We start from the raw sequence: 22306 nt of genomic DNA on the forward strand, positions 1-22306 counted from the left end.
CACTAAGTTAAAGCCTAGTGCTCTGTGTCATTCCAGTATGAGTTTTTGAAATGAACAAACGCTTGGTGGAGCGACTCTTCTTTAATCGGCTTTACAATCACGTAATTCGCCCCTGCGGCCATAAAGCTGTCTCTAGTTGACTCTTGAGCATCAGCGGTACACGCATAAATAGGGGCTGACACACCAATCTCACCTCTTAGCTGCTGAGTGGTTTCAACACCACCGAGATTAGGGAGTTGGTTATCCATCAAGATCAAGTCATAGGTAATCGTCTTAGCCATCTCAATCGCTTCTAAGCCATCTTTTGCCCAGGTGACGACCATGCCATATTTCTTACAGAAAGCCTGAGCAATAAAGGCGTTGGTGTGATTGTCTTCCACCAGCAACACATTCAAAGGTCGACTAAACAACGCCTCTGGCTCAACCTCAGCTTGTTGCTTAGCATCGACTAATAGCGGCTTGGCGTGTACGACTACAGGAATTTCTATCGTGAACTCTGAGCCTTGACCTATCACGCTGCGGACTTGAATGTCCCCTTCCAGCATATCGACCAGATTTTTTACAATTGTAAGTCCTAAACCAGTGCCACCATATTCACGAGTGGTGGTCTCTTCGGCTTGAACAAAGGGTTCAAAAACAGCATCAATTTTGCTTTCATCAATACCAATGCCAGAATCTTTCACTCGAACGATCAAGCTGGCGTGATCGGAGTTAAAGATACTCTCGATCTCAAAGCTGACGGAGATACCGCCTTGATGAGTGAATTTAAAAGCATTACTCAACAGATTAAACATGATCTGATTGAGGCGTACTTGGTCGGTATTGATTTCAATGTCATCAACCAAGTGATTCACAATGGTAAATTCGACGGATTTATCTTCACACAGCGGTCGATAGATGCTGTCTAAGGTATTAACTAACTCCCCTAAACGGAAGTCTTTCTTTTGAATATTAAACTGCCCTTGCTCAATCTTTGAGAAGTCCAAGATATCGTTAAGTACCGCCAGTAAATGTTCCGCACTATTACACAGTACATCCACCTGCTCGCGATTATCTTCATTGTGCATAGAGCGCTTGAGCAGCTGAGACACACCGAGAATACCGTTGAGCGGCGTGCGAATCTCATGACTCATCTTAGCTAAGAAGTCTGCTCGCACATTCGCAAGATGCTCAGCTTCTTCTCTTGCTCGATCAGCCTGTCTTTCCGCCTCGATTAGCTTAGTAATATCTTGCCCTTGTACCACCACTCCTGTGATGCCGTGTTCCACACGAATAGCAGACATGTTCCAACGAAACACCTTTTCACCAATGGGTACGTTAATACCCGTCAGTTTAGAACCCTGAACCACCATTTGAATATTAGGCAGCATTCGCTGCTCAAACTCTTGGGCAATTGGACCATAATTGTCATCAGCATCGAACAACGCCATGCGAGCGGCGGGGTTCATCTGAATCAAATCGCCTTTTTCAGACCAAACTAAGATAGGCGAATGAGCAAAGTTAAAGAGATCTTGGAATTTTTGATTCTGTTCAGATAAGCGCTCAAAGGTGTCTTCAAGAGTACAACCAATATGATGAAATTCGAAAATGTTAGAGCCATCGAACTTGTTGTACTCTTCGCTAGCACTTGCCGAACGAGTAAAGTCCATTAGCTTATCAAGCTCGGCTGAGACTCTCTTTTGAATCCAAGTTCGAGCAAAAAAAGACATCAATATGATCACCACAATCACCACGATGATCGCACGCTGATAATTCTCTTCTAACGCAATGAAATTATTATTTTTTTGAACAGCTCGAATGATTAAAGGAGTTTCAACAGCATTAATCTTAATGGTTGCGATGGTAACGAAATGACGCGGCAACTGTTCGTACATTTGGTAATTGAGGATGTCAGTAATGGTGTAGCTTTCATCACCACTGAATGTCGATGTCACCGGTGTACCGTGCGCTTCAATCACGATATTTTCGCTATTACTGCCCTGTTGGATTGACTCAGCCAAAGAGAAGTTGTTGTCAAGCACAATGGCGATATAGAGTTGACCAAGGACTTCCCCAGTAGCGTTATCAACAATAGGGGTACGGCGAGCCAACAAGTGACGCTTACCTATATCTGTCCTCAGTTTAATAAAATGCCAATTACTGCTGAACGAAACCTCATCAGAAATATGCTTTAAGTTGGACTCATCCAAACCATAAAATTGACTGTTGCCGTCTTCCCAAGCCAAACCATCGTGGGTTGAGACAAAGCGTAAATCTGGTGCATGATCCGGTTCACGTTGGTCAACACCAAAGAAAAAGTAGCTCAGAGTCTCGTCATTACCCGTATCAATGTACTCTCTGAGAGTTTCACTGTGTGAGCTACTGTCTTGATGGATTTGCAGCACCGACAAACGATAATCAAACATGTTTTGGATCAGGCTTGAGGTTTGCTGTACCGTTCGATTCGTCTCTTGCTGTACGATATTACTGCTGGTTTCATAATTATGAATAAGCACGCCAAGTGCCATCACGCCTATCACCAAAATAACGATACGCGTAATGAGTCTAGCTAAAGTGTTTCTAGGTGTACTGGCGTAACTTTTCTTCATTAGTGACCTGAGTACCTAAATGCTCGCTGTTTAAGTTCTGAAATACGTTCTGGGGAATCTTCCTTGGTGACAATTTCAAATTCACCAGAGTAAACGGTAGGCACTTCCAAACCGGCTAGATCCCACTTGATCGCCTCTGCCATTGCAATGCCTGTATCGTCGTTCATACGCATGACAGTAACATCTAGGTCGCCCCTTGCAATGGCTTCAAGTTCAGCAGAGCCGCCTCCCCAACCATTCACTAAGATGTCTTGGCCCGATTCACGAATCGCTTCCAACGCACCGAGAGCGACATCCGTTGAACATGCATAGATAAAGTCTAGATCCTTATCGTTCTCTATACTGATTTTAGCCGCTTGGTAGCCACTGTCTTTGTTTGATTTTGTGTAAAACGAAGACTTAAGGGTAAAGTTGGTAACCGTATTCACTTCATGGATAAAAGTATCTCCACGCGCATCACTGATATAGCCTTGTGAGTAATACAAAACAGAATACTTACTGTCTGGCGGACTTACTTGTTTAAAATAGTCCGCCAGTTTTAAACTGCCTGTCGCATGGTCAAAACCCACATACATAAATGGCTGTCTATCTGCCCAAGCTCGCACTGGCGTCGTGATATTTTGAAGAATCAGTTTGGTGTCTGTAGAGGTCAACACGTACTCGATAAACTTGCGGTGGCGCGTGGTATCTAGCGTGAAAATCAAATAATCCGTCTTGTTTTCAATCGCTTCTTGCAACGAAATACTCTGCTGCGCGAGATCGGCATTAATACGGGTAAACACTTGATTTATTTGATAGCGGATCTTCAGCCTATCGAGACGCTTCTCAAAAGCTTGAATATTGCGAACCCAGTAATCCGAGATCTGTTGACCCGGATACACCACGGAAATCGTAATTGGTTCGTCTTGGATTCTTCTCAGTGGCACAGGGTGATTTTGTACAGCCTCGACCATTTTATCGGTCAATGCTCTTTGTTCTGGAAAAGTGGAAAGATAATCTTGGTATTCCCAGTACCTATTGAGGACATGAGTACCATGGGAAAGAGCGGACGCAGAAAATACGGCAAGTCCAAACAACATCAGTAAACGTTTCATATTTTTCTCGTTTTAGATGAGCTACTTTGGCTCATTTTTTAACCTAGCATGACACCATCTCTTTGTATGGCTAATGGATATTATGTAGGACAACGATGATAAATGATAGCGTCTAACACTAATTAGAACGACATTCTAAATGAGCAATATGTTAATTTGGAATGGAGATTAAGAACAACGAGTTAAATTATGATTTCAGCCCATTCACGGTAAGAGTAATTACCATTTAAATTCATAAGCTTAGCTAGAGCCGATATAGCTCCTTACACTATTAAGATTTAATCAATAACAAACATTTTAGCTATGAATTATGAGACTTCGATATATTGAATTTTGTCTTTTTGCCACTCAATAATCAGTTTGAGTGATACCAGTTTTTCTTTGCGGGATTTGGGCAACTGCTTGATCGCGTATTCGGTTTTCAACGCCTCACTTTTTGAGCCAACACCAAACCTCCAAACCAGCTTAAGTGGGCCTTTACCTTTTAAAGCTTTGGCGCCTTTACCGGTTTGATGTTGTTCAAATCGACGTTCTAGATTGTTCGTCACGCCACAATAAAGGGCATTGTGACGATTGCGGATCAAGTACACGACCCAATCCGCATTTTTATCAGCATCTGACATTTAAAGCAGTGATTCAACCAGAGCCTTAAGCTCTGCCACTTCTGCTCGTAGGCTTGCAACTTCAGACTCAAGCTCTTCAAACTTCTCACTCGTTGCAGAGGGGGCAGCCGCGCTTACTGATGCCATCGCAAACGCTTCAACGTCCACTTCACCGCTCAACAAATGCTGGTAGCGTGATTCACGTTTACCCGCTTCGCGTGGCAGCTTCACAACCAAGGCACCTGCTTCTCTTGCAGCGAGTTTGTCTAATGTTGCTTCTACTTCTTTCACATCACTAAAGTTTGCAAGGCGACCCGTTCGAGTACGAAGTTCACCGGGTGTTTGCGCACCGCGCAGTAACATACAGCAGATGATTGCACGCTCTTGCTCTGTAAATTGCAGATCGCCGAACTCAGTGTTGCAGAAACGATGCTGATACTTATTAACACGGCTATTGAAGCTGCTCTCATCACTCACCATGCGACGTCCGATTAAACCATCAACTGCATCTAAAACATCTGACTCAGAAAGAGAGAGAACAGGTTCACGGTTACTCTTTTGATTGCATGCCGTGGTTAAACTGTTCAGTGTCAGTGGGTAATGATCGGGAGTAGTGACTTCTTTCTCGATCAAACAACCGATAATTCTCGCTTCAATTGGGGAAAGTACTGTGTTCATCGTTTTTCCTTTTTATTATTTTGATAATTCCATCTCAACACCTAACAATGCAGTAACTAGTGTTCAGACAAAATTGGTACTCGTTTCTTTCTGCCCTGTTCATCAATCATTATGATCTTAGAACGGTTTAGCTCTATTTCCACGACTTCCAAATAAGTACGCTCTTGTACATACGCATCACGAAGCTTGTTTTGTTCTGCTGAAGATTCAGTGACATTGTCGTCCAATTCTTCGTTTTCCAATTGTTGTTGATTCATTTCACATTTCGTATCAATGCAGTATCTACATGGGATACTAACTTGAACGGTAAGATAAAAACAATCACACATCAGCGAGAGTGACGAATAATTAAACAACCTTACTTTTGCTTTGATCTAAAGACTGTTACATCATCAATTGATGTGCTTTAATCAGAAGCAGACAACGTATTTGACGAATAGGAAAAGGAATCTATGAGCAGCGTATTTGAAATTGTTAACCAAGCACGACGTAAGAACAAACTTAAGCGTGAACTTTTAGACAACGAAAAGAAAGTTCGTGACAACCGTAAGCGTGTCGACCTTCTTGATAACCTACTTGATTACATCAAGCCAGAGATGACTCACGACGAGATCCTAGGCATTATCAAAAATATGAAAGCTGACTACGAAGACCGTGTTGATGACCACATCATCAAGAGCGCTGAGATTTCTAAAGCTCGCCGTGACATCAGCCGTCGCATTCGTGAACTGACAGAAGAAGACAAGCAAATCCAAGGTAAGAAGTAATCTAACCTCGCTAATTTACTTGTAACAATGTTAGTAACCCACTCTTAGTAGTGGGTTTTTTTTACCTAAACTCCAGCGTCTATACTTAAGCATCTAAACCTAACCGTCTAGGCTTAAGCGTACCTAAGCAAAATGAATGAAACTCAACAGCAGTATCAAACTAAATAACGAGTGTACACTAGCGATGGAGAGACTTTATGTACGGAAGTATTCTGATAACCTTGGCGTTATCAACGACACAACCTTACCCTGAAAAATTTGAGAAACTTTATACCGAAGAAACCGAAATCACTTATGACGATCTCGTGGTCGATGTTCATGGCTACAAGGTTCCGACCCGATCAGCATTTCGAGGTTGGATGCTCCTCAATCACGCTCAAGACCAAGTGAGAGCAATCGGACAACAACTCAAGGACAATGGCGTTACTCAGAGCATGCCTCTGCATCTCGTTCTATTGCAAGGGACGGATTGGGCAATGAGTAATACAACCTTGTTTACCCTCCCAAATAAGAAACATGTGCCAAACATGATCAATACCCTGAAGTACATACAACAATATATTGAGCCTGAAATCGGTGTTGTTATACCAGTATCTGGAGAGCGAACCGATATCTACAATCAACAAGCTGGTGGTGCACTGCGAAGTAAGCACTTAGAGTTTTGTGCCTTAGACCTAGTGCCTGCAAATGACATTACTCGCGAAGATCTACACGTGAAACTTAAAAATATTCATTCGGAATTCGGGCAAAAAAATAATGTTGGGCTTGGTTTATATTCAGGTGTTCGATTCCACATCGATACTTGTGGGTTTAGACAATGGTAAAGAAACACGATCAAGTCATAAAGACCTGCAATTTGCACGTGTCACTTAGACTCTAAAAACAAGCGAAATTACATAAGATTATGATTTTAAATGTAAATTAAAACTGGAACGCTAATTGATATTAATAACAAGTATCATAATTATTAATAGCAATTAGGAATTCAATATGAAGACGATGACTCAACGCTTTCAAACTCTGCTTTCTGTTTCAAACTTCAGTCTAGCTATCACAACCTTGCTTATGCTTCTCAGTATTATTGTTGCTTATCCAATGGCCGATCACTTCTCACTGCCAATTCAAATCGTCGCCCACATCAGCACCATCTTAGTCGCAGCCTTGCTGAACATCAGCTATGTCGGTCGTTGCCTTGCACAATACAACCTTAGATTGGAAGTTCGTTAAGTAGCGCCGCGCTAGCCTTGATACGGGAGCCCTAGACAATATCAAGGCTACTGAAAAGATCGTACAGCTGGTGAGATTTATAGGGTTTAGGTAAGTAGGCGTTCATACCGGCTTCAAAACAATCTTTGATGTCTTCTTCTAGAACACTGGCGGTTAAAGCTATGATGGGTAATGGTGTGACTTGTTGATCGGCTTCCCACTGACGTATCGCACGAGTCGCCGTTATGCCATCCATAACAGGCATCATGCAGTCCATTAAGACTGCATCAAACTGAGCACCCTGGGTGATGACATCCACCGCTTCTTGGCCATTACTGGCAATCAAATATTCATAACCCGCTTGCTCAAGGAAGAAGCTCGCTATTTTTTGATTCATCAGATTGTCTTCAACGATCAAAATGCGTCGATTCAGAGAGCGAACTTCTTCATCTTTTGCTTCCACTTGAGGCGTTTGCTCTTCGCCCACATCGAGAGATTGTAAGCTGGTTAAGAAACGTCGGCCCAAGAATGGCAAGGTATGAGTCGAGTGGACCGTTTCTCTGATTAGGTTGGTTTTAAATAGGTGATGCTGACAAACGATGACGCGAGCAAGAGGATATATCACCTTCAACGTCGCAAGATCTTTTTCCATAGAGTGGTGCAAGGTATGACAATAAAGTATGAAGTCACTTTCTTTTACACTTTCACTAAGAGCAGCAATGGATGACACCACATTGGCTCGAACATTCAAACGCTCACACTCTTTAACGAGCTGATCGAGGTAATTGAAAGAGTTCGAGATGATGGTCGCTCGGCTCAGGTTATCGAAAGTTTGAACAGGCGCTTCTACAACATCGACATACAAACAAAAAGTGAATGTAGAGCCCTCTCCTTTCACTGAACGCGCGGTAATGTAACCACCCATCAAATCAACAAGCTGTCGACAAATCGCAAGCCCTAACCCCGTACCGCCAAATTGACGGGTAATGCTGCCATCTTCTTGAGTGAAAGGTTCAAATATGGACTCTAACTTCTCGGGCTCAATCCCAATCCCGGTATCAGACACGCTGCATTCAAGCTTGCCCCTGCCCATAGACATAGGTGTATAAGCAATGTCAGTTGTAATTGTGCCCTTAGACGTAAATTTGATGGCATTAGAAAGCAGATTGGTCAGCACCTGTCTCACGCGGTACTCATCGAAAAACAGTTGTGACGGCGTTTGATAATCGATATTGATGTCGAGCTCAATATCCTTACTTATCGCTTTCGACTGAATCACACTCACAGAGTCATAAACCGCTTCTCGCAAATCAGCATTGTGTGGTGACAACATCAAGTTACCCGACTCGATTTTAGACAGGTCGAGTATGTCATTCAGCAGCACCAGTAAAGAGTGAGAAGACGATTCGATATCCCCCAGTACTTCTTGTTGATTTGGGCTCAGTTGGCTTTGAGATAAGATCTCAGCCATGCCAATGATCCCGTTAAGTGGCGTGCGTATTTCATGTGACATATTTGCTAAGAATGCGCTTTTGGCTTTGTTAGCCGAAATCGCGTCTTCTTTTGCTGTTATCAACTCTTTGTTGTGCAGATAGTTGCGTTCCATCACTCGATTTAGGGTTTCAGTGAACTCGGCAAGCTCATCGTTCCCTTGGATACGAATCACCTTTGGCTGGCCGTAGCTATCAGCGCATTCCGACACACCTTTCAAGATAATCGACAGGTTTCTGTTTAAGCGCAGAGATGTCGCAACCCCAAGCCACATCAAAACACCAGAAGCGATGAGTATAAGCAACGTCATGACCAAGGTTTGCCTTTTCTGCAACGCGATATTCTTGGTCAGTTCAAACTGTATTTGATTGGTGTAAGCGCCAATCGCGTTTGAAATAGCCCGTTTTTTAACCTCTAAGCTTTTCAAGTGTTGATATATTTCGGGTGATGAAAAGTCCCCTTTGAGGATTCGAGATATAAATTTGTCTTGAAAATCATCTTTGGCGACCGCGTTTAGCAGTTGCCTAATTTCAGGTGAACGAGTATCAGAGCGGAAAAATGTATCAAGCAACTGTTGCTGCCTCTCTAGCGCACCTACATAGCTCAATAAATATTGATTTCTTAGCTCGGGCGAGCGATACAAACTGAAGCTTAACCACGCTTCTCTCTGAGTCCAAAACACATAATGCGTAAGATTGATAAACATCGCTTCCGCTTGACCAATATTGCCATCGACTAAGGCCATGCGATATTCGGACAGCTCCATCAGCACGTCTTTTAACAAGTCGAAAGCGCGCTCTGTCAATTTTCTGCTGTCTGTCGTTTCAGGTGTACTAGCTAGGATCATCAACAACTTTTTCAATTCAGCTAACTGAGGGTCAATACTCCAATTGCTGTCGAACCGTTGAAGTCGCATTCCATACTGAGTCAGTCTATCCAGTTCTGATTGCAGTGTTAAAAGCAACTGACCTTTCTCAGGGGAATCATTAGACAGCACCAACCATCGATAAGCATCACTTGAAACCGTATTAAAAAATTGAAGCGCTTCGACCTTAATACGCGTTGTTTCAAGGTGATTCATCTTCTCATCGTTCTTAAGCACTTCATTCACTGTAAACCCGAACATAATGAGTACAGAAACCGTGGAAAGAAAAATAAGACGCCATCTAATTGACATATTTATCATTTTTATAACGACTCCCTTCCCGAAAGTAATTTACCTAGCCCAAATTAAGAATAGGACATTAACAGGGGGTTATTGATCAAATTGGATATGAACAAATGATACTCTGAGCCCAGAACGAAAAATTAGAATCAACAGGCATCCAAAACAGGGCTTTAAAGCGGAGGAGTCTGCTTTACTAAGTGAGATTGAGACAAGCCGATTTTAGACAAGTGAACGTTACGTGAGAGAGGTCTACTCGAGGAGGTTTCTACAAATGAGATGTAAGCAAGCGAGGTTTTAGTGAGCAAAATGTAAACAAAAGACGTTTTCTCCAGTTATTATCACCGGCATAACAAGTACACATCCACATTCTGCGGCTCAACTAGACTGTGAATAATGACTCTGCGTGCTAACAAAGTGGATAGTTAGGTTAAAATTGTGACATCCAATCGTTTGCGTGATGCACTTTTCACACTCAAGCTAGGCTTATTCAAAGGTCAAACATCAATACTCGTTAATTCCCTTATTTATCGTTTACTGTTTACGTGTAACTTGAGTTAGCGATCACACCTTTAATGTTCAATATGACCTGTATTACATATTATCCTTTGAATTGAGTATTTTTTGACGAAAAATAAGTGCTACAGATTATTAAAGTCAATAGTCTTTATCGACGTTCAAATCTTGATTTATGGCTAATATAAAGCCAATTTACAGATGTTTTGTCTGCATTTATTTTTCCTAGCAGAATAACCCGTCGTACCTTACAATCCTGCCACATAAAAATTACAAGTTGCACACAAGGTATATCAGCACATTTAAGTGGCAATAAAGACCACAGACTGATGCCTCAAATCCCCTATGCTGATTGGCTTCCCTACAACCGCCATGAATGCAGAAACTTAACGTGAAAGGTCCCGAGTAAAGATGAGTCCCGAAAAGCACCTCCTAGATTGGCAAACTAGTCAAACCATTGCTGAATCCATCGCTCCAACTTTAGGTCAGTTATACCGTCAAAAAGGCGTAGAAGTTATCCTCTTTGGTAAGACCTTAGTTAACGCGACAACTATCGACATCATCAAAGCTCACCGCATCGCAAAACGTTACACTGGTTCTCCTCTTACAGCAGAACAGACTCAACCTATTATTCAACACCTTCTCTCTATGGACTTATCTCCATGTCGTATTGATGTTGGTCGCCTTGCGCATTCATTCTGGCAAGATCGCGAACACACACATGGGTTGGATGATTTCCTACAAACTGCACTTATCGAATCGCTTGAAGGCGATGCAATGACAGAACCTCGTGACGTTGTATTGTACGGTTTTGGTCGTATTGGCCGACTGCTAACTCGTCTGTTGATCGAGAAAAGTGGCCCGGGGTACCCACTGCGTTTACGTGCAATCGTTGTACGCGGCGGCAAAGATGGCGACCTAGAAAAACGTGCAAGCCTGCTTCGTCGTGACTCTGTACACGGCCAATTCAACGGCAGCATTGTTGTAGACCAAGAACGCAAAGCGATCATCGTTAACGGTAACTTCATCCAAGTTATCTACGCAAACAAACCAGAAGAAGTGGATTACACGGCTTACGGTGTTGAAAATGCACTTGTGGTTGATAACACAGGCGTATGGCGTGACGCGGAAGGCCTGAGCCAACACGTTGCGTGTAACGGTGCGAAGAAAGTGCTACTGACTGCACCTGGTAAAGGCGACATCAAGAACGTGGTATTTGGTGTGAATGAAAATGTTATTCAGCCAGAAGACACCATCATCTCTGCAGCAAGCTGTACTACTAACGCAATCACGCCAGTATTGAAAGCGGTTCACGACAAGTTTGGCGTGCTGTCTGGTCACATCGAAACGGTGCACTCATTTACCAATGATCAAAACCTAATCGATAACTTCCACTCGGGTGATCGTCGTGGTCGTGCTGCATCATTGAACATGGTACTGACATCGACTGGCGCTGCTAAAGCAGTATCAAAAGCGATGCCGGAAATGGAAGGTAAGCTAACAGGTAATGCGATTCGCGTTCCTACGCCAAACGTTTCAATGGCAGTTGCGAACCTAAACCTTGAGAAAGGCACAAACAAAGAAGAGTTGAACGAGTACCTGCGTGAAATGGCGCTGTCTTCTGCTTTGTCTGCACAAATTGATTACACAGACTCGACTGAGATTGTATCTACCGACTTGGTTGGCTCTCGTCACCCAGGTGTGGTTGACGGTGTGGCGACTATCGCACAAGACAACCGTGCCGTGCTGTACATTTGGTACGATAACGAGTTTGGCTACAGCTGCCAAGTTGTTCACTGTATGGAACAGATGATGGGTGTACGCTACAAGACATACCCAGAAGTTTAATTAACTTCGCTCTTGTAGATACGTCCATCGCAACAAGCTCCACAACATAATAACTATATCTGCGAAGTCTGTATGGACTTCGCAACCCCTTTTGTTTTACTCCCCCGTATAAACAAGAGGGTTGCCACTTAGATCTGCTCTCTCTAACTGATCTAGGTGGCCTTTTTACATCTAGCGCCCTAACTTTTATCGCTATAATAAGATCTTGTCTTCATCACTCTTGCACAGCTTTACGTCTGTTATAACTCAACCTCAACATCTGACTGAATCGAGCTTGAACATGCAAGCACGTAGCCCTGTTCAATCTGCTCTGGCGTCAATGTTTCTTGGCTGCTTGATTCCACAGATCCTTTGGTCACTTTGCATTTACACGAACCACAAATCCCACTACGACAAGCGATAATAATTGGAACGCCTGCTTTTTCTAATGAATCCGCCAATGGTGTGCCAGTTTCCGCTTCAACTTCAGCGCCGAACGCAGGCACAAATACCTTAACAGCACTATTCGTATCGTCAGCAATTTCGGCGTTTGACGCTTCTGATTGAGCATCCTGAGTAGCAGGAGTAAAGCTTTCTTGATAGAAGTTATCCATGTTGAACTCAAGCTCTTTCAGATAACTCTCAATATCTTGCATGAAGCCGACAGGCCCACACAGGTAAACCGTTCTATCTAAGATATCTGGGCTCAGTTTCACCAACCAGTTTTTATCTAAACGACCTTGAGGGGCGGTTGTTCCTTCGTTGTCTTTTAACAGCAGTTTTAAGTTGAAATTCGCATGTGATTCATCGAGCTGATGAAGTTCTTGAAAGTAGATAGTCTCAAGCTTGTTGCGTGCCATGTGGACGAAATCAATCTCAATGTCACTGTCTTGAGACAGCCAATATTTTACCATCGCCATTACGGGTGTAATGCCACAGCCCGCACTCACTAGCGTTACTTTCTTTGTTGCCGTTGGCATGCAATCAATACAGTTAAACGAGCCTGCCGGCTTCAACACAGAAACCTCGTCACCTTCATCAAGCTCATCAACAATAAAGTTCGAAACCAAGCCACCTTCCACACGCTTGACCGTCAACTTCAGGCGGTTATCTTCGGGGCAAGAAGCCACGGAATAAGCACGGTAATCCGTTTTCGTCGGCATATCTAAACCCAAGGTGATGAACTGACCGGGCTTAAAATTGAAATGTAAATCTTGTGGAATACTGCCAAGCTCAAAGCTGACCGTATCTGGCGTCTCGTGCCATTTCTTTAAACACACTAAATTGATTGAATCGCTATCCGACCATGCATACATAGTTCACACACCTCACTGATACTAAAGAATTAAATCTAAAAAGCCCCGCCGCTGCACGTTCCTAGAGAACAGCAACAACGGGGCTTGGGAGTGGGCTTAGATTAAGCCGCTAAGATTGTTTTAAGATCTTGCTCTGGCGTTGAGATAGAACGCATATCGAACTCGTCTTGAATAATCTTTAGTAGGTTTTCAGTTAGGAATGCAGGCGCTGTTGGGCCTGTGTAGATACCTTTCACACCCAGTGCGAACAGAGTAAGCAGGATAACGATCGCTTTTTGCTCGAACCAAGAAAGAACAAGTGTTAGTGGTAGTTCGTTGATGCCACAATCAAACTCTTGAGACAGCGCAAGAGCAAGCTGAATCGCTGAGTATGCATCGTTACATTGGCCAACATCGAGCAGACGTGGAATACCGTTAATGTCGCCGAATTGGTTTTTGTTGAAACGGAATTTACCACATGCCAATGTCAGGATTACTGAATCTTCTGGCGCTTGAGCTGTGAAATCTGTGTAGTAGCTACGTTCAGATTTGTCGCCGTCACAACCACCCACTAGGAAGAAGTGTTTGATGTTGCCTTCTTTCACTTGTTCAACAACCGCAGGCGCTGCTTCCATCAAGGCGTTACGACCAAAACCGACAGTGATCATTTGCTCGATCTCGTCATGCTTAAAGCCTTCTTGCGCAAGAGCACAATCGATCACTGCACTGAAATCGTCACCTTCAAGGTGAGCAACACCCGGCCAGCCTACGATGCTACGCGTAAATAGGCGGTCAGCGTACGAGCCCACATCTGGGTTAAGCAGACAGTTAGATGTCATTACGATCGCACCTGGGAAGTTCGCAAATTCTTTTTGCTGGTTCTGCCAAGCGCTGCCGTAGTTACCCGCAAGGTGTGGGTACTTGTTTAGTTCAGGGTAGCCGTGTGCAGGTAGCATCTCACCGTTGGTGTAAACGTTAATGCCCTTGCCTTCCGTTTGTTGAAGGATCTTTTCTAGATCATGCAGGTCGTGACCAGAAACAAGGATACAGTGACCTCGCTTCGTCTTCACATTCACGGTTGTTGGTTGAGGGTGACCGAAGGTATCTGTCTCGCCTTTATCCAACATTTCCATGACCTTGTAGTTCATTAAGCCGATCTGCATAGACGTATCTAACAGTTGTTTTAGGTCTGATGGATCTGTACCTAGGAACGCCATGATTTCATGGTATTCAGCGAAAATAGCATTATCAGTTTGACCAAGAACACGTGCGTGCTCCATGTAAGCTGCTGCACCTTTTAGACCGTATAGGCAAAGAAGGCGAAGACCAATCACATCTTCGTGTTGAGAGTCGTGACCACGGTTTACCGCCGCTTGAGGGGCAAGCGCCAATAGCTCTGAAGAGTCCGTTGGAAGGTCGAATTGAGCAGCAGCAGAAAGCGCTGGGATCTCAAAACCAATCAATGTCGCTGCCGCGCGAACCTGTTGCTCTAAACGCTGCTTGAATTCATGGGACTGTTGTGCGAATTCGATGATACGAGCAGGGTCGAAGTTAACGTTGGTTAGTGTTGCGAAAAACGCTTTTGGCGCCCACTCGTCGATTTCAGTATCAATAACATCACACGCACGGCCCAAATTGGCCCAAAAAGAAACACCTTGAAGAGAATGCACCAACACGTCTTGAAGGTCGGATACTTCCGAAGTTTTACCACACATACCTTGTGCGAAAGAACAGCCTTTTACGGTTGGGGTTTGAATTGTTTGTTCACATTGAATACAGAACATATAAGGGCTCCAGTAATTTTTATTAACTGTAAGTACTTTGCTTACAGTGACTTATTCCAACCCCTATAGAGCATCAAGCGTGCCAACTTTTAACATATTGATTTTATTAAACTTAGTTTTATTCCATGTTTTTAGTGCGTGATTATGACTACATATAAACTCCCTAACAGCACACATCCGTGTCATAGTGACTCTCAGAGATTTATTAACGGCGTTCATGTTTCGTTCAGAATAGAAGCGATAAAGTAACAACATAGAAAAAGAGGAATGAATATGAAAAATATATTAGTTACGATTGTTGCATTGTTTACTGGCCTTTTGGCGTTATTCACAAGCTTGATCCTTGCTATTCCTTTAGCTATTGCAGCTTTAATTACTGGCAAGCGCATTCAGAATCAAATGAAGAAACAAGGTTTCGCAGCTCATATGAACACTCGTCAGTCATCAACCAATGATGCCGGTGTTATTGAAGGTGAATACGAAGACCTTTCAAGCAAAAAGTAACCTAAACTTTAGTTTCAGACATAGTGAAAGCACAACAGAGACAAGATTACATAATGCAAAGAAAGCCCCTCCTAGCACTGCTGGCCTTAACGACTTTAAGTCTCGTTGGTTGTTCCAACGAGACACCGATACCCGCTTACGAAACATCTCCAGACTTGCCTAGCTATCAGCAAGACAGCTTTGATGCCTACGTCAATGACACACAAGATTGGTTATTGAAAAACCGCGTGTTCATGACGGAAGACAAGCAACTCGAGATCCAACTCAATTCACCAACCGAGTATCAACCAACCTCGCCAAACGGCAAGGCGGTATTATTGGTTCATGGATTAGGCGACTCACCTTACTCATTTAAAGACATCGCTACCCATTTGGCAGAGCAAGGTTACTTAGTGAGAACCGTATTACTTCCGGGTCACGGCAGTCGCGTGGGTGATTTAATGCAGCCGAGCCTAGAAGATTGGCAAGGTGTGGTGGCTCATCATACGAAGTTACTTGAGCAAGAGTATGATTCTGTTTGGCTAGGCGGCTATTCAACCGGCGCGAACCTCGTGACTTCACAGGCGATGAACGATCCAAAGATCTCTGGGTTACTGCTGTTCTCACCTGCGTTTCAACCGAGCTCGTCTGCCGTTCAATACGCGGGACTAGCAAGCTACTTTGTCACTTGGGCGGATCAAGATCCTGAAGACAATGTGTTGCGTTACAACTCGTTGCCAATGAATGGTGCATCGGTTTACTACGAGACATCAGAAGTCGTACGTGGTGACTTACAAGATAAACACTTCGATAAACCAGTTTTTATTATGATGAGTGAAGACGACAGCGTGATTGACACCAACTACGTTCAGCAAGCCTTTACTGAATCTATGCCGAATCCAAACAATGTGTTGGTTTGGCAAGGAGAGACGACTCTCGAGGATCCTCGCGCTGTTCAGTACAGCATGAAGATCCCAGAGCAACGCATCTCGAACGGCTCTCACATGGGCTTACTGTTCTCACCAAACAACCCTTATTACGGAATCAATGGTAGCGAGAAGATTTGCTCCAATGGTCAGGCAGAAGGGTTTGAAGAACAATGCAATGCAACCAGTGAGGTTTGGTACTCAGCTTGGGGCTATCGTGAAGAAGGGAAGAACCATGCGCGTTTGACCTACAACCCCTACTTCTCAGACTCGATGGCGAAGCTAGATGCCGTACTGAACTCTGAAGGCTAATAAGCTCAAGTCTTCCAAAAGCTAATCCAGAGAAATCAAAAAGGCTCACTAGATAACGTCTAGTGAGCCTTTTTTAATGAGTGTCGTTTCTGGTGAACGTCTAGGGTCTGTTGACCTTTAGAGCTGATTTTTGCAGCACTTTGTGGGAAATTTCTACAAGGCAGAGGCTTTGAAGTGTAGCTAGCCTACATGAGAAGCCGATAACGCAGTAGAAATGAACCACAAAGGCTGCCCGAAGGGTTCGGCTAGAATCGTTTTATGCTTTGTTAAGAAGTATTAACTTAGAATGACTAGGCTACATACTCCTTGCCGCGCCTAAAACGATTCTATCTCGAACAAAATTTAACCACTAAAAGTTAACAGACCCTAGTTACTTATTCTTATCGTTTACTGCTATATCGTCCACACCACGCGAACAGCAAGCAGGATCAGCACCACGCCAGATAGTCGATCAATCAACTGAGCTTTCGAGCGAATACGTTCAACAATCAACGGGCTAGACAGTACCAAGGTGATAAAGGTGTACCAAAGGCCGTCGACAATCAGCGGCGTTGAGACAATAATCACTTGATTGGTCAGTTCATTACCTAGCGCTACAAATTGGCTAAACAGAGCGATGAAGAACAATGCGATCTTTGGGCTCAAGATAGAGATCAAGAAAGCCTCACGAGCAGACTGCATGTAACTCATCTTTTCACCCGCTTCTAATTTCGCGGCAACACCACCTTTCGAACGTAACGCATTAACACCAAGATAAAGCAGATAAGCAGCCCCCGCTAAGCTAATACCTTTAAATAACATTGGGGATTGCTCAAGCACAACGGCTAAACCAACAATGGTTGCGAACGCATAAATACCGATACCAGCAGCGTGTGACCAAGCTGCGATAAGCCCGTTCATACGGCCACCAGCCAAACTGTGTTTAGCGATCATCGCCAAGCTTGGGCCCGGAGACATTGCACCCAACAAGCAAATCGCTAATAAAGAAAACCAAATTGTTACTGTCATCATTCCATTCCTAATAAAATAAAGCGTTCCAGCTGAACGCTCTACGCTTAATACTCAATACTTGGCACTTACCATAATTCGCAGGAGGTATTATTTGAAATCAAAGATTATCATCACACCTATGATTTCAAGTCATACTGATATTGTAACTCGACTTTTGCATGGCTTGGAATGCTTTTTCTCGCGCCCATTTGTGGGCAGAGTCGTTGTCATATTTAGGATGCCACATTAACCAATAGGTATGCATTTCCGTATCAAATGGCAACGAAAAGTAGGTAGTATCGAGGTGTCGACCTAGGTTATAGGCGATATGTTCTGGCACGATCATCAGATAGTCGTCTTGCAATAACACAGTACCAGCAGATGAAAAGAACGGAACCTGTAAAGCCACTCTTCGCTTCAGCCCTTGCTTCTTCAATGCTATGTCCGCGTAACTGTCTTTATCTCCACCACCCGTCACTTTGATGTGAGAGTAGTGAACAATATCTTCTGCACTCAAAACCGCTTGTTGAGCCAGCGGGTGCGACTTTCGCATCAAACACACCGACTTATCTTCACCAAGTTTGATACTTGAGACATGTTCTGGCTTTGTGGGAAACATACTGGAAGCCAAATGAATCCCAGACTCGTTCAGTGCTTCAAGGTAGTTTGGCTGCCACAATCGATAAGCCAGATTAATGTTCGGCGCTTCAGCAGACACCTCTGCCACAATCACAGGAAGAATATACTGAGCGACATAATCACTCGAAGACAACACCAATTCACCCTGCCAGTCTTGCGGCTCGAAGGGTTTATCATCTAACAGGTGGTCAAACTCGCCAAGCAGGTCGTCGAGTTTACCTTTGAGTAGCAATGCACGGTTGGTCGGCACCAGTTTGTTGCCGTCACGGACCAGCAAAGGGTCGCCACACAAATCACGTAACTGGCTGAGCTGACGGCTCACCGCGGATTGTGTGATATGCAAACGTTGGGCGGCACGGCTCACATGACACTCTTCAAGAAGTACATGCAGTGAACGCAGTAGGTTTAAGTTGATATTGCCTAACATGAATGCACCGTCGCATTCTGTTTGTTGAAAAACTCGGTCAAAACCGTATGAGTCATTAAGTGGCGAAGATCCGGGTAACTTTGCAGCTGATCGCGAACTCGGTTCAAGCTCTCCATGCTTTCCACTTCCACGTACAACATCATATCTGTCTCACCGCTAATAGAGTGGCACCATTGCACCTCATCAATACTCTGGATTTGTTTCGCGTAAGACTCACAACTATGGTCACTACTCGACATGTCGAACTTCAACAAGATATAAGCGCACACATTCTTCGTTTGGTTGGGTTCTGCCACTTGAGCGCAGTAGCCCGTAATCACTTTGTCGCTTTCCAGTTTCTTGATTCTGGCGTTCACCGCTGAGCGCGAGAGGCTGACATCTCGGGCGATATCGCTCACTGAGCATCGTGCATTGGTTTTGAGAATATCCAAAATCTGGCGATCAAATTTATCCATGCTTCTGATTCTTTTCATTTATTGTTCTATTTATAACGCCTAATTTGACACAACTTTCCTACTTATAACAGCCATTCTGACAGCCGACACTTTCACACTGAATCGGATTAATACCGTTAAAATGACGGTGTCTTACGACGTTTCGCTAGCTGTATTATTGATGTCAACAATGTATGCTCTCAATCATAACTTCTCACACACCAGAAGAAAGTTACTGGAAGACCGTGACCAGAATCAAATAGCTAGGAGAGCGAATGACACAACTCAAACAAGAAATCACGCTTATTTCAGGAATCGGACAACTCTCGACGACCTTGCTAGGCACTGGATTATTTATGATCCCTGCGATCGCAGCAGGCATTGCAGGACAGTTGTCTCTTCTCGCTTGGTTAATCCTGTTTATCGCTATTTGCCCGATTGCACTGACCTTCGCATCATTAGGAAAACGCTACCCGAATGCAGGTGGTACTGCCTATTTTGTGCGCCAGGCGTTTAGCGAGCGATTAGAAACAAGCGTGGCGTGGTTGTTTGTGAGTGTTATTCCTGTCGGTATTCCAGCGGCCATTGCACTGGCTGGTGGTTTTGCTCAACAATTGTTACCCGCACCTCTCGATACACCACTTGGTGCTCAATCCTTTACCGTCGCCCTGCTTATTGCCGTCAATTTGATGGGCAGTAAATCTTCTGGCCGACTGCAAACCGTGATCGCATTGTCGATTTTTGCCTTAGTCAGCGCTTTTGTTTGGAAAGCCGACATCACGGCAACCGATGTTGCTCTTCCTGCCATCTCATCCAATTCAATGTGGTCTATCGGCGCTGCTTTAGCTGTCATGTTTTGGTGCTTTGTCGGAATAGAAGCTTTTGCTCACATGGGAGAGGAATTCAAAAATCCACAACGTGACTTCCCAATCGCCATCATTGCAGGCTGTTTTGTTGCGGGGCTAGTGTACTGGGCTTGTTCAGTAGTGATTCTTAAGCTGGGTGCTTTCGGTTCATCTGAATTCGATGCCGCATCCATCCCTTGGGTAACAGAACAACTGTTTGGTAATGGCTTCAAAACCGTCATCAGCGTGCTGGGGTTCTTTGCTTGCTTTGCCAGCCTAAACCTTTACACACAAAGCCTGTCTCGGATGATCTGGGCTCAGGCCCGCCAACACATCCCTGCAAGTCGAATGGCTCAACTGAACAGCCGCGGCGTACCGCTCTACCCAACGTTAGCAATTGGCTTTGTCGTGCTTATTTCGTGTGTGATTGGTGAGCTGTCTAATTTAGACCTTGAGTTCTTTCTCAAGCTCGCCAACGGTATTTTTGTTCTGGTTTATCTGCTCGCAATGTTAGCCGCTTGCCGATTACTAACAGGCGCATCTAGATACACTGCCATGCTTTCATTGGTCATCTGTACCTTGGTGTTTATCTGTTTAAGTTGGTCGATGCTCTATGCTGTGACTGTTTTTGTGACATTGTCACTCCCTTGGCGGAAGTGGCTAGGTAAAGGTAAACCCACCGTCTCTATCGACAAGTTGTAACTCGATTCGTGATGAATCAGAAAATGGTAAACAAGCCCTACCAATATTACTGATAAAAAAGCCGAGCGATCTGTTTGATCTTCGGCTTTATGTCAGCCAATCGGATATTTCCAAACCCCAACACCACCCCACTCCAATCACGAGCATCACTTGATCCATATTCATAAAAATCAAACGGACGAATGATGATATTTTCAAGCTCAGCTCTATGACTCCATTCAGTCTCAGATATACCTTGATACCACTTCACGGTCACATGTAGCCCTGCTGCCTGACTGATCACTTCAAGATCACCGTTAAACTCGCTTTCAATCGCTTCTATCATGGCTTCATACTTGAGTTTGTATGACCGACGCATCTTTCTAATATGACGCAGCAAGTCGCCTTCTCGAACAAAATCCGCCAAAGCTTCCTGTGTGTGGGACGCCGTGTCTCCAGTAAGCGCGTCTTTGATCTCAAGACACTTCGCCACCAGACTTTCTGGTACCACTAAGTACCCTAATCGAAGGCCATTGAACATAACCTTACTCAGAGAGCCGACATAGATGATGCGATCATCGAACCCCAACTTTCCCGCCAACCCTTGCATGCAGGTATAAGGGCGATGAGCAAACTGGAACTCACTGTCATAGTCATCTTCAATGATCCATGACTGATGTTGATTGGCCCAGTCGATCAGTTTAAGGCGTTGCTCAGTATTTAAAGTCGTGCCCATTGGGTATTGGTTACTCGGTGTGACATACAGAGCCTTAGCGTTACTGGACAACACTTTTTCAATATCTAGCCCCACCTTTTCACGCACACTTACACCTTCTAACTCTAGTCTCAACAGATCGATAATTTTATGTACTTGTCGATAACCGGGTTCCTCCACGAGGATTTTGTCGCCCATCGCTAACGTTGCCATTAATCCGATTGAGATGGCTTGCTGCGCACCTGCGGTGATGATGATTCTGTCGGCATTACAATGAACGGAACGACTGCTTGCAAGATACCCACTCAACGCTTCCCTCAAGGCTGAGCTTCCCTGAACCTCTTGATTGCCCGCAATGTTCTGACGTGTAGAGTGACGTTGCAGCAACCTCTGCCATTTCGCAAAAGGGAACGCATCTAAGTCAGGAACTCCTGGGGCAAACCTGCGGTTAATGTCGTTAGGTGTCGCTATGTTTGTACTCGGTTTACTGACTGTTTGTTTGACCTTCGGATCCTGAACACTGTTTGGCTTAGACAAACTTAGAAAGTGTTCTGGTTGTTCAACCGAGACATAAAACCCTGAGCCTTGCTTACTCTCGATATAGCCTTCAGTAACCAGTTGTTCGTACGCATAAATCACCGTATTTCGACTCACCGATAACTCGACAGCCAACTTACGTGTTGAAGGTAACTTACTGCCCTTGCTCCATAAATCTTGAACGATCTTCTCTCTTATCGCGTGGAACAAGGCGGTTTGACGCGTGCCGTGTTGTTCGTCTAACTGTAGATCACCGACATCGATAGGCTGCATAACTGGATCCAAATAGTGTTTAAAAGTGGCT

General features: G+C 44.2%; 19 protein-coding genes. 7 read left to right on the forward strand and 12 right to left on the reverse strand.

Features of this window, described 5'->3' with window-relative positions; translation table 11 throughout:
- Window positions 1-14 precede the first annotated feature (14 nt).
- The 5 genes from luxQ to AB6E51_RS05400 form a co-directional block, all read right to left on the reverse strand.
- The gene (gene luxQ, locus AB6E51_RS05380) at window positions 15-2588 is read right to left on the reverse strand and encodes a quorum-sensing autoinducer 2 sensor kinase/phosphatase LuxQ (RefSeq protein ID WP_372058060.1); all 2574 of its coding nucleotides are present in this window, start codon (window positions 2586-2588) and stop codon (window positions 15-17) included.
- Complete coding sequence (locus AB6E51_RS05385; RefSeq protein ID WP_372058061.1) at window positions 2588-3682, reverse strand: autoinducer 2-binding periplasmic protein LuxP; 1095 nt, start codon at window positions 3680-3682, stop codon at window positions 2588-2590. Before AB6E51_RS05385 ends, luxQ begins: the two co-directional genes overlap by 1 nt.
- Before the next feature lie 308 nt (window positions 3683-3990).
- Complete coding sequence (locus AB6E51_RS05390; RefSeq protein WP_102332010.1) at window positions 3991-4305, reverse strand: GIY-YIG nuclease family protein; 315 nt, start codon at window positions 4303-4305, stop codon at window positions 3991-3993.
- A complete protein-coding gene (locus AB6E51_RS05395) occupies window positions 4306-4962 on the reverse strand; it encodes a YceH family protein (RefSeq protein ID WP_017061769.1) in 657 nt (218 codons plus the stop codon). It lies immediately after the preceding gene.
- Window positions 4963-5018: 56 nt separating this feature from the next.
- The gene (locus tag AB6E51_RS05400) at window positions 5019-5219 is read right to left on the reverse strand and encodes a hypothetical protein (protein ID WP_017068647.1); all 201 of its coding nucleotides are present in this window, start codon (window positions 5217-5219) and stop codon (window positions 5019-5021) included.
- A 195-nt stretch (window positions 5220-5414) separates the two neighbouring features.
- Here AB6E51_RS05400 and AB6E51_RS05405 point away from each other — a divergent pair, with 195 nt between their 5' ends.
- From AB6E51_RS05405 to AB6E51_RS05415, 3 genes are all read left to right on the forward strand, one after another.
- Window positions 5415-5729, forward strand: coding sequence for a DUF496 family protein (locus AB6E51_RS05405; protein ID WP_004742367.1), 315 nt, complete (start codon window positions 5415-5417; stop codon window positions 5727-5729).
- 197 nt (window positions 5730-5926) lie between these two features.
- Window positions 5927-6553, forward strand: a complete 627-nt coding sequence (locus AB6E51_RS05410; RefSeq protein WP_017064850.1) for a D-Ala-D-Ala carboxypeptidase family metallohydrolase — start codon at window positions 5927-5929, stop codon at window positions 6551-6553.
- A 166-nt stretch (window positions 6554-6719) separates the two neighbouring features.
- Window positions 6720-6956: a hypothetical protein gene (locus AB6E51_RS05415; protein ID WP_372058090.1), complete on the forward strand. Its 237-nt coding sequence runs from the start codon at window positions 6720-6722 to the stop codon at window positions 6954-6956.
- A 31-nt stretch (window positions 6957-6987) separates the two neighbouring features.
- On the opposite strand, the gene AB6E51_RS05420 is transcribed toward AB6E51_RS05415, so the two are convergent.
- A complete protein-coding gene (locus AB6E51_RS05420; RefSeq protein ID WP_065585008.1) occupies window positions 6988-9552 on the reverse strand; it encodes an ATP-binding protein in 2565 nt (854 codons plus the stop codon).
- Between the two features lie 966 nt (window positions 9553-10518).
- On the opposite strand from AB6E51_RS05420, the gene AB6E51_RS05425 reads away from it, so the two are divergent.
- Window positions 10519-11955 carry a glyceraldehyde-3-phosphate dehydrogenase gene (locus tag AB6E51_RS05425; protein WP_017061774.1) on the forward strand — a complete coding sequence of 479 codons (1437 nt, stop codon included), beginning with the start codon at window positions 10519-10521 and terminating at the stop codon, window positions 11953-11955.
- A gap of 239 nt (window positions 11956-12194) precedes the next feature.
- Here AB6E51_RS05425 and AB6E51_RS05430 read toward each other — a convergent pair whose 3' ends face one another.
- Together AB6E51_RS05430 and hcp are read right to left on the reverse strand one after the other, a co-directional pair.
- Window positions 12195-13250 (reverse strand): 2Fe-2S iron-sulfur cluster-binding protein, encoded by a 1056-nt coding sequence (locus AB6E51_RS05430; protein ID WP_371720947.1) that lies wholly within the window; start codon window positions 13248-13250, stop codon window positions 12195-12197.
- Window positions 13251-13351: 101 nt separating this feature from the next.
- Window positions 13352-15013 (reverse strand): hydroxylamine reductase, encoded by a 1662-nt coding sequence (gene hcp, locus AB6E51_RS05435; RefSeq protein WP_017068651.1) that lies wholly within the window; start codon window positions 15011-15013, stop codon window positions 13352-13354.
- Window positions 15014-15286: 273 nt separating this feature from the next.
- On the opposite strand from hcp, the gene AB6E51_RS05440 reads away from it, so the two are divergent.
- Window positions 15287-15517, forward strand: coding sequence for a hypothetical protein (locus AB6E51_RS05440; RefSeq protein ID WP_017061777.1), 231 nt, complete (start codon window positions 15287-15289; stop codon window positions 15515-15517).
- Window positions 15518-15570: 53 nt separating this feature from the next.
- A complete protein-coding gene (locus tag AB6E51_RS05445; RefSeq protein ID WP_372058062.1) occupies window positions 15571-16734 on the forward strand; it encodes an alpha/beta hydrolase in 1164 nt (387 codons plus the stop codon).
- 393 nt (window positions 16735-17127) lie between these two features.
- Here the strand turns inward: AB6E51_RS05445 and AB6E51_RS05450 are convergent, their stop codons facing one another.
- From AB6E51_RS05450 to AB6E51_RS05460, 3 genes are all read right to left on the reverse strand, one after another.
- Complete coding sequence (locus AB6E51_RS05450) at window positions 17128-17742, reverse strand: LysE family translocator (protein ID WP_017061779.1); 615 nt, start codon at window positions 17740-17742, stop codon at window positions 17128-17130.
- Between the two features lie 127 nt (window positions 17743-17869).
- Window positions 17870-18790 (reverse strand): LysR family transcriptional regulator, encoded by a 921-nt coding sequence (locus tag AB6E51_RS05455; protein WP_017061780.1) that lies wholly within the window; start codon window positions 18788-18790, stop codon window positions 17870-17872.
- The gene (locus AB6E51_RS05460) at window positions 18784-19245 is read right to left on the reverse strand and encodes an Lrp/AsnC family transcriptional regulator (protein WP_017061781.1); all 462 of its coding nucleotides are present in this window, start codon (window positions 19243-19245) and stop codon (window positions 18784-18786) included. The genes AB6E51_RS05455 and AB6E51_RS05460 overlap by 7 nt, the downstream gene beginning before the upstream one ends.
- 254 nt (window positions 19246-19499) lie before the next feature.
- On the opposite strand from AB6E51_RS05460, the gene yjeH reads away from it, so the two are divergent.
- Entirely contained in the window at window positions 19500-20771 is a 1272-nt protein-coding gene (yjeH, locus tag AB6E51_RS05465) for an L-methionine/branched-chain amino acid transporter (protein WP_372058063.1), read from the forward strand.
- Between the two features lie 46 nt (window positions 20772-20817).
- Here the strand turns inward: yjeH and AB6E51_RS05470 are convergent, their stop codons facing one another.
- On the reverse strand, window positions 20818-22275 hold the full coding sequence (locus AB6E51_RS05470; protein ID WP_372058064.1) for a PLP-dependent aminotransferase family protein: 1458 nt from the start codon (window positions 22273-22275) through the stop codon (window positions 20818-20820).
- Between the last annotated feature and the right edge of the window lie 31 nt (window positions 22276-22306).

Source organism: Vibrio sp. 10N.247.311.47, assembly GCF_041467535.1.
In the GTDB taxonomy this organism is placed as follows: domain Bacteria; phylum Pseudomonadota; class Gammaproteobacteria; order Enterobacterales; family Vibrionaceae; genus Vibrio; species Vibrio crassostreae_C.

Bases quoted from the DNA above. Each gene is read 5' to 3' on its own strand.
- luxQ (WP_372058060.1), bottom strand. From the start codon at position 2,588: ATGAAGAAAAGTTACGCCAGTACACCTAGAAACACTTTAGCTAGACTC.
- AB6E51_RS05385 (WP_372058061.1), bottom strand. From the start codon at position 3,682: ATGAAACGTTTACTGATGTTGTTTGGACTTGCCGTATTTTCTGCGTCC.
- AB6E51_RS05390 (WP_102332010.1), bottom strand. From the start codon at position 4,305: ATGTCAGATGCTGATAAAAATGCGGATTGGGTCGTGTACTTGATCCGC.
- AB6E51_RS05395 (WP_017061769.1), bottom strand. From the start codon at position 4,962: ATGAACACAGTACTTTCCCCAATTGAAGCGAGAATTATCGGTTGTTTG.
- AB6E51_RS05400 (WP_017068647.1), bottom strand. From the start codon at position 5,219: ATGAATCAACAACAATTGGAAAACGAAGAATTGGACGACAATGTCACT.
- AB6E51_RS05405 (WP_004742367.1), top strand. From the start codon at position 5,415: ATGAGCAGCGTATTTGAAATTGTTAACCAAGCACGACGTAAGAACAAA.
- AB6E51_RS05410 (WP_017064850.1), top strand. From the start codon at position 5,927: ATGTACGGAAGTATTCTGATAACCTTGGCGTTATCAACGACACAACCT.
- AB6E51_RS05415 (WP_372058090.1), top strand. From the start codon at position 6,720: ATGAAGACGATGACTCAACGCTTTCAAACTCTGCTTTCTGTTTCAAAC.
- AB6E51_RS05420 (WP_065585008.1), bottom strand. From the start codon at position 9,552: ATGTTCGGGTTTACAGTGAATGAAGTGCTTAAGAACGATGAGAAGATG.
- AB6E51_RS05425 (WP_017061774.1), top strand. From the start codon at position 10,519: ATGAGTCCCGAAAAGCACCTCCTAGATTGGCAAACTAGTCAAACCATT.
- AB6E51_RS05430 (WP_371720947.1), bottom strand. From the start codon at position 13,250: ATGTATGCATGGTCGGATAGCGATTCAATCAATTTAGTGTGTTTAAAG.
- hcp (WP_017068651.1), bottom strand. From the start codon at position 15,013: ATGTTCTGTATTCAATGTGAACAAACAATTCAAACCCCAACCGTAAAA.
- AB6E51_RS05440 (WP_017061777.1), top strand. From the start codon at position 15,287: ATGAAAAATATATTAGTTACGATTGTTGCATTGTTTACTGGCCTTTTG.
- AB6E51_RS05445 (WP_372058062.1), top strand. From the start codon at position 15,571: ATGCAAAGAAAGCCCCTCCTAGCACTGCTGGCCTTAACGACTTTAAGT.
- AB6E51_RS05450 (WP_017061779.1), bottom strand. From the start codon at position 17,742: ATGACAGTAACAATTTGGTTTTCTTTATTAGCGATTTGCTTGTTGGGT.
- AB6E51_RS05455 (WP_017061780.1), bottom strand. From the start codon at position 18,790: ATGTTAGGCAATATCAACTTAAACCTACTGCGTTCACTGCATGTACTT.
- AB6E51_RS05460 (WP_017061781.1), bottom strand. From the start codon at position 19,245: ATGGATAAATTTGATCGCCAGATTTTGGATATTCTCAAAACCAATGCA.
- yjeH (WP_372058063.1), top strand. From the start codon at position 19,500: ATGACACAACTCAAACAAGAAATCACGCTTATTTCAGGAATCGGACAA.
- AB6E51_RS05470 (WP_372058064.1), bottom strand. From the start codon at position 22,275: ATGCAGCCTATCGATGTCGGTGATCTACAGTTAGACGAACAACACGGC.